This window comes from Sagittula salina, from assembly GCF_017813235.1.
Taxonomy (GTDB): Bacteria; Pseudomonadota; Alphaproteobacteria; order Rhodobacterales; family Rhodobacteraceae; genus Sagittula; species Sagittula salina.
This window is the reverse complement of sequence record NZ_JAGISH010000003.1, coordinates 170,012-184,486: the sequence shown is the minus strand read 5'-3', so window position 1 is coordinate 184,486 and position 14,475 is coordinate 170,012. Positions and strand designations below refer to the sequence as shown.

Annotated in this window: 10 protein-coding genes; 7 read left to right on the top strand and 3 right to left on the bottom strand. The window is 65.3% G+C overall.

Annotated elements, in window-relative coordinates:
- Window positions 1-129: 129 nt before the first annotated feature.
- Together J5474_RS07080 and J5474_RS07075 are read right to left on the bottom strand one after the other, a co-directional pair.
- A complete protein-coding gene (locus J5474_RS07080; protein WP_209360111.1) occupies window positions 130-477 on the bottom strand; it encodes an antibiotic biosynthesis monooxygenase family protein in 348 nt (115 codons plus the stop codon).
- 68 nt (window positions 478-545) lie between these two features.
- Window positions 546-3,650, bottom strand: coding sequence for an error-prone DNA polymerase (locus J5474_RS07075; protein WP_209360351.1), 3,105 nt, complete (start codon window positions 3,648-3,650; stop codon window positions 546-548).
- Between the two features lie 205 nt (window positions 3,651-3,855).
- On the opposite strand from J5474_RS07075, the gene J5474_RS07070 reads away from it, so the two are divergent.
- From J5474_RS07070 to rlmH, 4 genes are all read left to right on the top strand, one after another.
- The gene (locus tag J5474_RS07070; protein WP_209360110.1) at window positions 3,856-4,974 is read left to right on the top strand and encodes a hypothetical protein; all 1,119 of its coding nucleotides are present in this window, start codon (window positions 3,856-3,858) and stop codon (window positions 4,972-4,974) included.
- A 10-nt stretch (window positions 4,975-4,984) separates the two neighbouring features.
- The gene (locus J5474_RS07065) at window positions 4,985-5,269 is read left to right on the top strand and encodes a hypothetical protein (protein ID WP_209360109.1); all 285 of its coding nucleotides are present in this window, start codon (window positions 4,985-4,987) and stop codon (window positions 5,267-5,269) included.
- Between the two features lie 206 nt (window positions 5,270-5,475).
- On the top strand, window positions 5,476-5,904 hold the full coding sequence (gene rsfS, locus J5474_RS07060; protein ID WP_209360108.1) for a ribosome silencing factor: 429 nt from the start codon (window positions 5,476-5,478) through the stop codon (window positions 5,902-5,904).
- 7 nt (window positions 5,905-5,911) lie between these two features.
- Window positions 5,912-6,382, top strand: coding sequence for a 23S rRNA (pseudouridine(1915)-N(3))-methyltransferase RlmH (gene rlmH / locus J5474_RS07055; protein WP_209360107.1), 471 nt, complete (start codon window positions 5,912-5,914; stop codon window positions 6,380-6,382).
- Between the two features lie 80 nt (window positions 6,383-6,462).
- On the opposite strand, the gene J5474_RS07050 is transcribed toward rlmH, so the two are convergent.
- Window positions 6,463-7,266 (bottom strand): undecaprenyl-diphosphate phosphatase, encoded by an 804-nt coding sequence (locus J5474_RS07050; protein WP_209360106.1) that lies wholly within the window; start codon window positions 7,264-7,266, stop codon window positions 6,463-6,465.
- Between the two features lie 231 nt (window positions 7,267-7,497).
- Between J5474_RS07050 and J5474_RS07045 the strand changes: the two genes are divergently transcribed.
- The 3 genes from J5474_RS07045 (at window position 7,498) to gltB (ending at window position 14,452) form a co-directional block, all read left to right on the top strand.
- Complete coding sequence (locus J5474_RS07045; protein ID WP_209360105.1) at window positions 7,498-8,937, top strand: NAD(P)-dependent oxidoreductase; 1,440 nt, start codon at window positions 7,498-7,500, stop codon at window positions 8,935-8,937.
- 128 nt (window positions 8,938-9,065) lie between these two features.
- Window positions 9,066-9,767 carry a hypothetical protein gene (locus J5474_RS07040; protein WP_209360104.1) on the top strand — a complete coding sequence of 234 codons (702 nt, stop codon included), beginning with the start codon at window positions 9,066-9,068 and terminating at the stop codon, window positions 9,765-9,767.
- A gap of 149 nt (window positions 9,768-9,916) precedes the next feature.
- Entirely contained in the window at window positions 9,917-14,452 is a 4,536-nt protein-coding gene (gene gltB, locus J5474_RS07035; protein WP_209360103.1) for a glutamate synthase large subunit, read from the top strand.
- The last annotated feature ends 23 nt before the right edge of the window (window positions 14,453-14,475 follow it).

Genomic DNA, 14,475 nt, shown 5'->3' with positions numbered 1-14,475 from the left:
GGAGGGGGGCTGGCGCCACGCCCCCCCCCCCGTGCTTTTTTGTCGTGGTTCCAGCTGGGCGGCCTGTGCCTTGGATTTAGGCCTGCCCAGATTTGACCTGAGTCAGATCAGCGCTTACCCAAGTCGGGATCATCCCTCATGTGCGGTGCGGCTGTCGGCGGGGGCCTCTGTGCGGTCATGTTTGCCGTAGTCGCGCAGAACGTGGGCCACGCGCAGGCGGTAGTCCTCGAAGAGTGCGTTGCGGCCTGCGGATTGGGCAGCGCGATGCTTTTCCAGCTGACGCCAGCGCTCGACCGCCGCTTCGTCCTCGAAGAAGGAGAGGGAGAGGAGCTTCCCCGGGGTGGTCAGGGACTGGAAGCGTTCAACGGAGATGAAACCTTCGACCTGTTCGACGAGCGGGCGCATGGTGGCGGCAACGTCGAGGTAGGCGTCGGTCTTGCCCTCGGCGGGAATGACTTCAAAGATGATGGCGATCACGGGTGGTCTCCTTGCGTGTCGAGGCAGTTTCCGCGCCCGGCGCGTCGGGCGCAAGCGGGGCGTGCGGATCAGGAGCGCGTCTGACTGCCGGGGCGGCCGTCCCAGGTGCGGGTGACCGGGCCCGGCATGTCGCGGGGATCGCGGCCGGGGGCCGGGGCGCGCGGGTTTCCTGCTTCTTTGCTTTCCAAATACCTCCGGGGGAGTCCCGCAGGGACGGGGGCGGAGCCCCCCTGCGCACCCCATGGGATCGCTGCGGCCTTCCCCGTCGGCGGCGTCAGCAGGTGCCGCAGGAGCGCCACCGGGTGTGCGCGGAGCGAAAGGCGCAGCGCGACGTAATCCTCCACGACTTCCTCGCCCAGCGTCATCCGGGGCAGGTGGGCAGCGGGTTCCGTGATCGCCTCGCCGTCCATGTCGCCCGCGAAAAGCGGTAGTTCCGGCCCCTTAACCAGCGCCTTTGCCTCCCAGAGCGCATCGCGACGGTTCATCCCCAGCGCGCGGAAGGCATCCGCCTCGGCGAGCCGCGCCAGCAGCGCGGGTGCCAGCCCTGCCCGCCGCCAGACGTCGCGCACCGAGTGGTAGCCGTTGCCCCGCGCGCCGGATACCCACTGCGCCTCTTCCTCCGTCAGGCCCTTGATCTGACGGAAGCCCAGCCGCAGTGCGAGCCGCCCGTTCTCGTCCGGTTCCATGACATTGTCCCAGAAGCTGCGGTTGATAGCGACGGGCAGGACGGTCACGCCGTGCTCGCGCGCGTCACGGATGATCTGCGCCGGCGCATAAAATCCCATGGGCTGCGCGTTCAGCAGCGCGCAGGCGAAGAGGCCGGGGTGATGCCGCTTGATCCATGCGGAGGCATAGACCAGCAAGGCAAAGCTTGCCGCGTGGCTTTCGGGGAAGCCGTAGGAGCCGAAGCCTTCGATCTGGGAGAAACAGCGGTCGGCGAAATCGGCGTCGTAGCCGTTCGCCTCCATTCCTTTCAGAAAGCGGTTGCGGAATTCGCTGACGTTGCCGTGTCTCTTGAAGGTGGCAAGGGAGCGCCGGAGGCGATCCGCCTCCGTCGGGGTGAAGTTCGCCCCCGTGATGGCGATCTGCATGGCCTGTTCCTGAAACAGCGGCACGCCCAGCGTCTTGCCCAGTACGCGGCCCAGTTCGTCCGACGGGAAGGTGACCGCCTCCTCGCCGTTGCGGCGGCGGATGTAGGGGTGGACCATGTCGCCCTGGATCGGGCCGGGGCGGATGATGGCTACCTCGATTACCAGATCGTAGAAGCAGCGCGGCTTCATCCGGGGCAGGAAGTTCATCTGCGCCCGGGATTCCACCTGGAAGACGCCGAGACTGTCGGCGCGGCACAGCATGTCGTAAGTCTCGGGGCATTCCTTCGGCAGAGTGGCCAGCGTGTAGTCCAGCCCGTGATGCAGGCGTAGCAGGTCGAATGCCTTGCGGATGCAGGTCAGCATCCCGAGGCTGAGCACGTCGATCTTCAGGATCCCCAGCGCGTCGATGTCGTCCTTGTCCCAGCAGATCACCGTGCGCCCGTCCATGGCGGCGTTCTCGATCGGCACCAGTTCGTCCAGCCGCCCTTCGGTGACGATGAAGCCGCCAACATGCTGGCTGAGGTGACGCGGGAAGCCGATGATTTCCTCGATCAGATCCATAGTCAGGCGCAGGCGCCGGTCAGAGGGATCGAGGCCGATCTCGCGCATGCGGTGTTCCTCCAGCCCATTAGTGGAGAAGAATCCCCAGAGTTGCGAACTGAGCGCGCCGAGGGTGTCGCTGGACAGTCCCATGGCCCGGCCGACCTCGCGGATGGCGCGTTTGCCGCGATAATGGATCACGGTGGCACAGAGCCCCGCGCGGTGGCGACCGTAGCGTTCGTAGATGTGCTGGATGACCTCCTCGCGGCGCTCGTGCTCGAAATCGACGTCGATATCGGGCGGCTCGTCGCGCGCCTCTGAAACGAAGCGTTCGAAGACCATGGTGCCCACCTCGGGCGAGACGGAGGTGACGCCGAGACAGTAGCAAGTGATGGAATTGGCCGCTGATCCACGACCCTGGCAGAGGATGCCACGGCTGCGGGCAAAGGCGACGATATCGCGGACCGTGAGGAAGTATGGCTCGTATTTCAGTTTCCCGATGAGGGCGAGTTCGTGGCCGAGTTGCGCGCGGGCCTTCTCGGGGGCGCCCTGCGGGTAGCGCCAGCGCAGGCCCTCGTGGGCGAGGCGCGACAGGCGCTGGGTGGCGGTCTCCATGCCGGTGATTTCGGTGGGGTATTCGTAACGCAGGGACGCAATGTCGAACTGGCAACGCGCCGCCAGTTCACCTGCGCGGGTCACTGCATCGCTGAAGGGGCCGAAGATCCGGCGCATCTCCGCCTCCGAACGCAGACGCTGTTCCGCGTTGGCGAGCGTGCCCGCCCCGAGGTCCTCCACCCGCTGGCCCAGACGGATGGCGGTCAGCACGTCCGCCAGCCGGCGGCGGCGGCCGTGGTGCATCAGGGGCTGCGCGGTGGCGACGGTGGGCAGGCCCAGCCGTTCCGCCACTGCGGAGAGCCGGGCGAAGTGGTGCAGGTCCTGCCCGTCGTAGCGGGGGGCGAGGGCGAGGTGCACATGCCCGGGGAGGCGGCACGCCAGTCGTTGCGCCCGTGACTCCCATGCATCCGCGTCGCGCGGAGAGGGCGCTTTGTGTGGCGGGTGCAGCAGGAGAACGAGCCCCCGCATATCCTCGGGCAGGTCGTCGAGCGAGAGGTGGCAGCCCCCCTTCTCCGCCCGGCGGCGGCCGAGGGTGATGAGACGGCAAAGCGTGGCCCAACCCACGCGGCTGGTGGCCAGCGTGGTCATTTCGAGCCCTTCGGCAAAGGTCAGCCGCGCTGCGGGAATCAGTCGGGGCACAGTGTGGATCGGCGCGCTGTGCACCGTGCCCGGAGGTGGCGCCGGCAAGTCCGGCGGGGCGGGCGGACCGATGGGGCCGTCACGCGCCTCCACCTCGGCGCGTTCTTTCAGCTGATAGGCGATCTCCTTTGCCTGTGTATGCGCCCGCACGATCCCGGCCACGGAATTCCAGTCGGCGATGGCAATGGCCTTGATCCCGAGAAAGGCCGCACGCTCCATGTACTCCTCCGGGTGCGAGGCCCCGGTGAGGAAGGTGAAGTTGGAGGTGATGCAAAGCTCGGCGAACATGAGTCGCATTATAGTTCATGATTTGTTCTTTTTGGAGTCGTTGATTGGGGGCGCAGCCCCCGGCCTGCGGTCTCCCCCGGAGTATTTGCACCACGGAGAAACATGGTGCCCCGGTATCCTGCTCCACGGAGCCGGAGGCGGGCGGTGCTTGAAGCTGGCGGGCGATCCATGCGAAGGGCAGCGGCAGGTTGCCAGGGAGAGCCGCTTGGGAGATTTCGCGACATTGACGCTGGAGGGCAGCGGGCTCGCCCGCCGGTCGCGCGTGCGCGAGGCGTTTCACGAGGCGGACTACCTTGAGCGTTTCGACGCGCAGACGCTCTGGCTTGACGCGGTCTGGCGCGATGGGGTGGTACGGCTGATCTGCCCCAGGCTGACCTCTCTGAGGGGGGCGATGCGCGGGGCGCGGTTCGCGCTAGATGGCCGGACCGTGCGGGCGCGGGTGCAGTATTTCGACCGGCATTCCGTGGTGACGCTGCGCAGCCGGGAGGTGCCACTGCGGGTCTCGATCGAGATCGGCGGCTGGCGCGGAGAGACACGGGTGCATGCCGCCGAGGATACTTTTGCCGGGTGCAACGTGCTGGTGACCCTGTCGAAGGACAATGATCCCGCGTGGATCGAGGATTGGGTGCGGTATCACGTCGTCCATCATGGGGCCGATGCCGTGCTGTTCGTCGATAACGGGTCGGCCTATGGGCCGGAGGTCGTGCGCGCGGCCATCCAGCGCGGCGGGGTAGCGATGTCGCGGGTGCTGGTGACCGATGCGCCCTATGGGCCACGCGGCAAGAAACCCTATGCGAACGCAGAATTGTTCCTGCAGTTCTGTGTACTGAACGCCGTGCGGCATCGTTTCCTCTGGAATGCCCGCGCCGTGCTGAACTGCGATATCGACGAACTGGTCACGACCGAGGGCTCCATTTTTGATACAGCGGTCGACAGTCGTTTTGGCTACCTGGCCTTTCCCGGCTACTGGGTGCATCCGGAACCCGGCTTCGAGGGCTATCCATCGCATCGCGCGCATGGTTTCCGGGATGCGCCGAAGATCGCCTGCCCGGACAAGTGGTGCATGGTGCCAAACGGCCCCCTGCGGCATTTCGAGTGGCGCCAGCACCGGCTGGAACGGCTGCCTTTCCCTTCGTGGTTCCGGGGCGAGGCGGGGTTCTGGCATTGCCGCAACATTACCAACGGCTGGAAGTTGCTGAAGCGCACCCGGGTACGGGAGGCGACCGTGCCGGATGGGGCGCTTCAGCAGGCGGTCGCGATCCTGCCAGAGCGGGACAGTGGCAAGCGGCTGCAATACGCCGAACCAGGCAAACAGGGGGTATGAAGCAATGGGCATGAGTGCGGAATGGTCGCTGGCCATGGTCTTTGTCTTTGCGATAACACTGGCCAGCGGATGGCGGCGGTCAAAGATCCGGCGCGCGGTTCGCAATCTGTCGACGGTTTCGCAGCGCGCCCTGGGCGAGGCACCGGACTATGCGCCGCCGAAGGACCCGCAAACCGACGAGCTGGCTGTTTACGCCGGGCTTCACCGCCGGACAGGCTGGATCGTCAAGGGCGTCTGGGCCCTGGGTCTTGTGTGGATGGGGTACGTTCTCTGGCTGGTGGCGGGCGTCGCGTGAGGACGGGCGTGTCTGACGGCGGTCTGCAGGGCGTGTAATCGGGGGGCGGGGCATCGCGCCGGTTCCGGTACGGCTCCCTTGCATCTGCGGCAGGAATCGGCATAGGGGGCGTTTCGGCCCAGTCCCGATTGACGGTGACATTGGAAATTCACGATTCGCGTGCTATATAAAGACAGCCCGGCGCCGGGGCGTGTCACAGGCGCGCCATGCACAAGGAGGACGATGTCCTGTCTGCCACGCACTCTGCGGCCGCAGCCGCTGCACCGGGCCAGCCGATGACGGTCGCTGCCCATACGGACTACACCAGCGAAGAGCTTCGCGATGCGGTCCTCTCGATTCTCGATGACAACAAGGCCGATGACGTCGTGCAGGTCGATCTGCGCGGCAAGACCTCTGTTTGCGATTTCATGGTGATCGCTTCCGGTCGCTCCTCGCGGCAGGTGGCGGCCATGTCGGAAAAGCTTTCCGAGGAGCTGAAGGCGCGCTTTTCCATCTTTGCCAAGATGGAAGGCAAGGACACCGGTGACTGGGTATTGCTCGACGCAGGCGATGTCGTCGTGCATCTGTTCCGTCCCGAAGTCCGCGAGTTCTACCAGCTCGAGAAGATGTGGATGCCCGCGCAGGCCACGGCCTGATCGCAGGGTGAGGGTCCATTTATGCGTCGTGGGCCGGCTTCGGGCCGGCCCGGAGCGCGACCTTGTGTCCGACTATATCGATCGTTTCGGCAAGACCGGGCGCGGCATGGGGCTGGGTCCGGTCTCGGTCATTGAAGTCGAGGACCGCAAGGGTGGCGGCATGGCAGCGGAGGCAGCGCTTTTGCGCAAGGCGCTGCCCTCTGGCGCAAAGCTTTGCACACTTGATGAGCGGGGGCGGGTGATGACCTCGCCCGAGTTTGCCGGGGAGCTGGCGCGCTGGCGCGACACGGGCTGTTCCGATGTGGCCTTTGTCATCGGCGGGGCGGACGGGATCGACCCGGTCCTGCGTGGGGAGGCGGATTTCGCACTGAGTTTCGGCAAGATGGTCTGGCCCCACATGCTGGTTCGGGTGATGCTGGCAGAGCAGCTTTATCGCGCGGCCTCTATCCTTGGTGGGGCGCCATATCACCGGGAGTGAGGGCCGCGTCGCGGCCTGCGAGTGTCCCGCGCTCGCGCGCCCGAAAGTATTTGCATGGCAAAAAGCACGTCCCCTGCGGGTCAGCCGTAGGCCACGGCCAGCAGGATGACGCCGAGGATCACGCGATAGATCACGTAGGGCGTGAAGCTGACCGAGCGCAAAAGGCGCATCATCAGGGTCAGGGCCGCAAGCGCCGCGACAAAGGCGAAGGTGGCGCCGATCGCCGCGTCACGCCAGAGACCGGGGGTCGTGTTGCCGATCACGTCAATCATCAGAAGGCCGCCGGAGGCGAGGATCGTCGGGATCGACATCAGCATCGAAAGCTTGGCCGCGTCGTGGCGGGTGTACCCCATGAAGCGGCCCGCCGTGATGGTGATGCCCGAGCGCGAGGTGCCGGGGATCAGGGCCACGGCCTGCCAGAGGCCCATCTTCAGCGCATCGAGCCGGGTCCAGTCAGTATCGACCTTTTCCTCGGGGCCGGTCTTGTCGGCCCACCAGAGGACAATGCCGAAGATCAGCATTGTCCAGCCGATCACGGCGGTAGAGCGCATCATGTCCGCGATTCCCGTCACTTTCAGCACCAGACCAAGGAGGATTACCGGAATGGTGGCGATCAGCAGCAGAAAGGCAAGCCGCGATCCGGGCGTATCGATGCGTCCCGTGATCATGCGCGGCACACCCATGGCTGCGACGCGCACGTCGCCCCAGAAATAGAGCATGACCGCGCCGAGCGTGCCCACGTGCACCGCGATGTCGATGGCCTGGCCTTGGTCCTGCATCCCGGTCAGCTGGGGCAGAAGGATCAGGTGGCCCGAAGAGGAAACGGGGAGGAATTCCGTGATTCCCTGGATCAGGGCGAGAATCATTAGCTGGAGGAGCGGCATGAGGGTATCCTGGGAGGGTCTTTGCGCGCAGGTATAAAGACCTGTTTTGTGATGAAAAGAGTGATGATAGGTCCGGGTCGGACCTAAAAATGCACCGCTCGTGCCGAATTCTGTAGAAGGCTCCTGAAAATCCTGTATTTAGGTCAGCTCTTCTGACTTTTCTTCGACTGCGAGCTCGGATAAAGAGGCGCGAAACACCTGAAGTCCCATTTTGAAGAAGGTCCGCGTCACATGGCAAAGCAGCCGATGTTGAAATTCGTCACCACCGCGCGAGAGATGCCCGAGAAGCGTGAGGCCACTGTCCGCAACAAGGATTTCGATGAAATTTACGCCGAGTTCGCCGACGCCAAGGCGCGGGAGCAGTCGGCGCGGTGTTCGCAATGCGGCGTACCTTACTGCCAGAGCCATTGCCCACTGCACAACAACATCCCTGACTGGCTGCGCCTGACCGCAACCGGGCGGCTGGAAGAGGCCTACCAGATCAGCCAGGCCACCAATACCTTCCCTGAGATCTGCGGCCGCATCTGCCCGCAGGACCGGCTGTGCGAAGGCAACTGCGTCATCGAACAGTCGGGCCATGGCACGGTGACCATCGGGTCGGTCGAGAAGTACATTACCGACACCGCGTGGGAAAAAGGCTGGGTGAAGCCGCCGACCCCGGCGCTTGAGCGCCAGGAAACGGTGGGCATAATCGGTGCGGGTCCCGGCGGTCTCGCGGCGGCGGACATGCTGCGCCGCGCGGGCCTGCAGGTGACGGTATACGACCGCTACGACCGTGCCGGCGGGCTGCTGACCTATGGTATTCCCGGCTTCAAGCTGGAGAAGGACGTGGTGATGCGCCGGGTCGAGCAGCTGGAGCAGGGCGGCGTGCGTTTTGTGATGAACTGCAACGTGGGCAAGGATCTGTCGTTCGACGAGATCCGGGCGCAACATGACGCGGTCATCATCGCCACCGGGGTCTACAAGTCACGTGACCTGGCCGGTCCGGGCGCGGGCGCCAAGGGCATCGTGAAGGCGCTGGACTACCTGACCGCCTCCAACAAGGCAGCGAACTTCGGCGACACGGTCGAAGCTTTCGAGGACGGCACGCTGAACGCGGCGGGCAAAAAGGTCGTCGTCATCGGCGGCGGCGATACCGCGATGGACTGCGTGCGTACGGCGATCCGGCAGGGCGCTGAATCGGTGAAGTGCCTTTACCGCCGCGACCGGGCCAACATGCCCGGATCGCAGCGCGAGGTGCAGAACGCCGAGGAGGAGGGCGTGGTCTTTGAATGGCTGACCGCGCCGGTGGGGTTCAAGGGCGGCGATGTCGTGACGGGTGTCACAGTCCAGAAGATGCGGCTTGGCGCGCCGGATGCCTCCGGGCGCCAGCGTCCCGAGATCATCGAGGGGTCGGATTACGACGAGCCCGCCGATCTGGTGGTGAAAGCCCTCGGCTTCGAGCCGGAGGCACTGCCGACGCTCTGGGGGGCCGAGGATCTGGAAGTGACGCGCTGGGGTACTGTAAAGGCGGAGTTCACCTCCGGCCGGACCGCGCTGCCGGGAGTCTATGCCATCGGCGACATCGTGCGGGGCGCGAGCCTCGTGGTCTGGGCAATCCGTGATGGGCGCGACTGTGCGGAGGCCCTGCTGGGTGACCTGAACGCGAAGGCCGCCGTGGCGGCGGAGTGAGCGCAGCCCCCGATCCAGCGGCGGAATCGGGGGGATGCACGACCCATGCATACACGATGTGCGCGGGGTGACCCTGCAGACAGCAGTGAAAGTCAGCAGTGCTGACTTGTGATCGGGAGAGGTGAAGAATGTCAGAACGGCTGCGACAGGGGATCGGTGCAGGGGGGCTTTGCGCGCTCTGCTTCGCGATGCCCGTGGTGGCCGGAGAGCGGACATTCGTCCCGCCCGAGGGCTGCGAGGCGCATCTGACCGCGCAGCTGAACGAATGCCGGGTGGAGCATCACTATACCTGTGCCGACACCGGCGGTGATCGTTTCCGTATTGTCTATACCGAGGGCGGGCCGAACTTTCTGAGCCGGATCGACGCGGAGGCGCAGTGGCTGTCCTCTGTCAGCCTGCCCGATGGCGCGGTAACGGAGACGGTGAGGCCGGCGGATGCGCCGCTTGACGTTTCGGCGCTGCTGGCCAGGGGCGAGCATCCGTTCGATTTCGTCGAGCGCTGGCCGAACGGGCGGCTGGTGCGCGCGACGGGCTGGGACCGGATCGTGCAGCGCGGCGTGCTGGTGGCGGGCGAGGTCCTGCACCGCACCGTCTTCGAGGTGGCCTTCACCGACGAGGTGGACGGGACTCTGATCGAAACTTACACCGGAGCGGAATACGTCTCGGAGCGGTGGCACCGGTTCTTCTCCGGCAAGGGGACCTCGGTGGTGGAGGGCGTTTCGACCTCCTTCGACAGGACCCCGCGCGAGTTCGTGGAGCCGGGCGAGGAGGGGTTCCTGACGGTGACGCCGAAGTACGGCTGCGGCGTGCTGATGAGCGCGATGCGCTGACGGGGCTGCGCCGGGGGCAAGCCCCCGGACCCCCGGAGTATTTGGACCGAGAAGAGGCAGGGGCTTCGGATCGGGTCCGGTGAATCGGGTCGCAAGACCCTTGAACGACTGAGACGGCCATGCGTGGCCATGAACGGAGGGCGGAAGCCATGACCAAGTACGATGCAGAATGGGTCCGGGCCGAGGAAGCGAAGCGCAAATGGATGGCCGAGAACGGCCTCTACCACGAGAGCGAGGAGCATTCTTCCTGCGGCGTCGGTCTTGCGGTGAGCCTTGACGGCAAGCCGTCGCGCAAGGTCGTGGAGGCGGGGATCACCGCGCTCAAGGCGATCTGGCACCGGGGCGCGGTGGATGCCGACGGCAAGACCGGCGACGGCGCGGGAATCCACGTACAGATTCCAGTGGCTTTCTTCTATGATCAGGTGGAGCGGACCGGTCACGCGCCGCGCCGCGACGAACTGCTGGCGGTGGGGCAGGTGTTCCTGCCGCGCACGGATTTCGGCGCACAGGAAGCCTGCCGGACCATCGTGGAAACCGAAGTCCTGCGCATGGGCTACTATATCTACGGCTGGCGCCACGTTCCGGTGAACGTCGATTGCCTCGGCGAAAAGGCCAACGCCACGCGCCCCGAGATCGAGCAGATCCTGATTTCCAACGCCAAGGGCGTCGACGAGGAGCAATTCGAGCGCGAGCTTTACGTCATCCGGCGCCGCATCGAGAAAGCGGCGGCGGCGGCGGGCGTTGGCCAGCTGTACATCGCGTCGCTGTCTTGCCGGTCGATCATCTACAAGGGGATGATGCTGGCGGAGCAGGTGTCCGAATTCTACCCGGACCTGCAGGACGAGCGGTTTGAATCGGCCTTTGCGATTTACCACCAGCGCTATTCGACCAACACCTTCCCGCAGTGGTGGCTGGCGCAGCCCTTCCGGATGCTGGCGCACAACGGCGAGATCAACACGATCAAGGGCAACACCAACTGGATGAAGAGCCACGAGATCCGCATGGCCTCTTCGACCTTTGGCGAGCTGGCGGAGGATATCAAACCGATCATCGCCACCGGATCGTCGGATTCGGCTGCACTGGATGGCGTGTTCGAGGTGCTGGTGCGCGCGGGGCGGTCGGCCCCGATGGCGAAGACAATGCTGATCCCGGAATCGTGGTCGAAGCAGGCGGTGGAACTGCCCGAGACCTGGCGCGACATGTATTCGTACTGCAACTCCGTGATGGAGCCGTGGGACGGGCCGGCGGCGCTGGCGATGACCGACGGGCGCTGGGTCTGCGGGGGGCTGGACCGCAACGGGTTGCGCCCCATGCGCTACGTGGTCACCGGCGACGGGATGCTGATCGCAGGATCCGAGGCGGGCATGGTGCCGGTCGAGGAGGGCACGGTGCGCGAAAAGGGCGCGCTTGGACCGGGCCAGATGATTGCCGTCGATATGGCGGAGGGCAAGCTGTACCACGACGTGGAGATCAAGGACCGGCTGGCCGCCGCGCAGCCGTTCGGCGAGTGGGTCGGCAAGATCAACGAACTGGACGACGAACTGGCCAAGATCACCGAAACGCCGATGTTCGAGGGTGCGGAACTGCGCCGCCGGCAGATCGCCGCGGGCTTTACCATCGAGCAGCTCGAGGAGGTGTTGGCGCCCATGGCAGAGGACGGCAAGGAACCGCTGGCCTCCATGGGGGACGACACGCCGTCGGCCGTGCTGTCGAAGCAGTACCGCCCGCTGTCGCATTACTTCCGGCAGAACTTCTCCCAGGTGACGAACCCGCCCATCGACTCCCTGCGCGAATTCCGCGTGATGAGCCTGAAGACGCGTTTCGGCAATCTCAAGAACGTGCTGGATGAAAGCTCGGCGCAGACGGAGATCCTCGTGCTGGACACGCCCTTCGTGGGCAATGCTCAGTTCGATGAGGTGAAGAAGCACTTCAACGCCCCCAGCGTGACCATCGACTGCACCTTTGCCCCCGGCAAGAGCGCGCTGTCCGAGGGGCTTGCGCGCATCCGGATCGAGGCGGAAGAGGCCGTGTCCTCCGGCGCGGGCCACATCGTCCTGACCGACGAAAACGTTACCGAGGCGCGCGTCGCCATGCCGATGATTCTGGCCACCAGCGCGGTGCACAGCCACCTGACGCGCAAGGGCCTGCGGACCTTCTGCTCGATCAACGTGCGCTCGGCGGAATGCGTCGATCCGCATTACTTTGCCGTGCTGATCGGCGCGGGCGCGACCATCGTGAACCCCTACCTCGCCGAGGACAGCCTGGCAGACCGCATCAAGCGCGGTCTCTTGGAGATGAACCTGACAGAGGCCATGGCGCAATACCGCGAGGCCATCGACCAGGGCATGCTGAAGATCATGTCGAAGATGGGCATTTCCGTCATCTCCTCCTATCGGGGCGGCCTGAACTTCGAGGCGGTCGGCCTGAGCCGCGCCATGTGCGCGGAGTTCTTCCCTGGCATGATCTCCCGGATTTCGGGGATCGGGGTGAACGGCATCCAGAAGAAGGCGGAGGAAGTGCACGCCCTGGGCTTCAAGTCCGGCCGCGACGTGCTGCCCATCGGCGGTTTCTTCAAGGCGCGCAAGTCCGGTGAAACCCACGCATGGGGCGCGCAGAACATGCACCTGATGCAGGCAGCCTGCGACCGGGCATCGTATGAGCTGTGGAAGCAGTATTCCAATGCGATGCAGTCTAACCCGCCGATACACCTGCGCGATCTGCTGGCGATCAAGCCGCTGGGCAAGGCGCTCCCGATCGAGGAAGTGGAATCCATCACTTCGATCCGCAAGCGCTTTGTCACGCCGGGTATGTCGCTGGGCGCGCTGTCGCCCGAGGCGCACAAGACGCTGAACGTGGCGATGAACCGCATCGGCGCAAAGTCCGACAGCGGCGAAGGCGGCGAGGATCCGGCGCACTTTGTCCCCGAACCGAACGGCGACAACCCGTCGGCGAAGATCAAGCAGGTGGCATCGGGCCGCTTCGGCGTCACCGCGGAGTACCTGAACCACTGCGAGGAACTGGAGATCAAGGTCGCGCAGGGCGCGAAGCCCGGCGAGGGCGGCCAGCTGCCCGGCATGAAGGTGACGAAGCTGATCGCACGGCTGCGGCACTCGACGGAAGGGGTCACACTGATCTCTCCGCCGCCGCACCACGATATCTATTCCATCGAAGACCTCGCCCAGCTGATCTACGATCTCAAGCAGATCAACCCGCGCTGCAAGGTGACGGTGAAGCTGGTGGCCTCCTCCGGCGTTGGCACCATCGCGGCGGGCGTGGCAAAGGCGAAGGCCGACGTGATCCTGATTTCGGGTCACAACGGCGGCACGGGCGCATCTCCGGGCACCTCGATCAAGTTCGCGGGCCTGCCGTGGGAGATGGGCCTGTCGGAAGCGCATCAGGTTCTGGCGATGAACAACCTGCGCAGCCGCGTGACGTTGCGCACGGATGGCGGGTTGCGCACGGGTCGTGACATCGTCATGGCGGCGATGATGGGGGCCGAGGAATACGGCATCGGCACTGCCGCGCTGATCGCCATGGGTTGCATCATGGTGCGCCAGTGCCAGTCGAACACCTGCCCGGTGGGCGTCTGCACACAGGACGAAAGCCTGCGGGCAAAGTTCACCGGCACGGCCGACAAGGTGGTGAACCTGATTTCCTTCTACGCGACGGAAGTGCGGGAAATCCTTGCAGAGATCGGTGCGCGCAGCCTCGACGAGGTGATCGGCCGCGCCGACCTGCTGACGCAGGTGAGCCGCGGTGCGGAGCACCTCGACGATCTCGACCTGAACCCGCTGCTGATCCGCGTCGATGGCTCGGACAAGATCGAGTACAACCGTGACAAGGCGCGCAACGCCGTACCGGAAACGCTGGATTCGGAGATTGTCCGGGATGCCGCGCGCTTCCTCCAGGACGGTGAGAAGATGCAGCTGTCATATTCGGTGATGAACACGCACCGGTCTGTGGGTACGCGGGTTTCCTCGCATATCGTTTCGAAGTTCGGGATGCGCAACGCGCTGCAGCCCGACCACCTCCATGTGAAGCTGACCGGTTCCGCCGGCCAGTCGCTCGGTGCCTTCGCCGCGCCGGGGCTGAAGCTTGAGGTCTCGGGCGACGCCAACGACTACGTAGGCAAGGGTCTGTCGGGGGGGACCATCGTGGTGCGTCCGCCGCTGGTCTCGCCGCTGGTTGCATCGGAGAACACGATCATCGGCAACACCGTGCTTTACGGGGCGACCGGCGGCTATCTCTTTGCCGCGGGTCGCGCGGGCGAGCGTTTCGCGGTCCGGAACTCCGGCGCGAGCGTCGTGGTCGAGGGCTGCGGGTCGAACGGCTGTGAATACATGACCGGCGGCGTAGCGGTGATTCTTGGTGGAATCGGCGCGAACTTCGGCGCGGGCATGACCGGTGGCATGGCCTACCTTTACGATCCGAAGGGCGTGGCGACCGAGTTGATGAACCTCGAAAGCATCGTGACCTGCCCGGTCACCGTCTCGGCCTGGGAAGACCAGCTGAAGGCGCTGATCGAACGTCACGTGGAGGAGACCCGTTCCGTCAAGGGCGCGGAGCTTCTGCAGCACTGGGATCTGGAAAAGGCCAACTTCCTGCAGATCTGCCCGAAGGAGATGCTGAACAAGATCCCGCATCCGCTGGGCATCGAGGACGCGCTGGCAGTTCCGGCAGAGTAAGGCCACCGTTCCGGCGCCGCGCG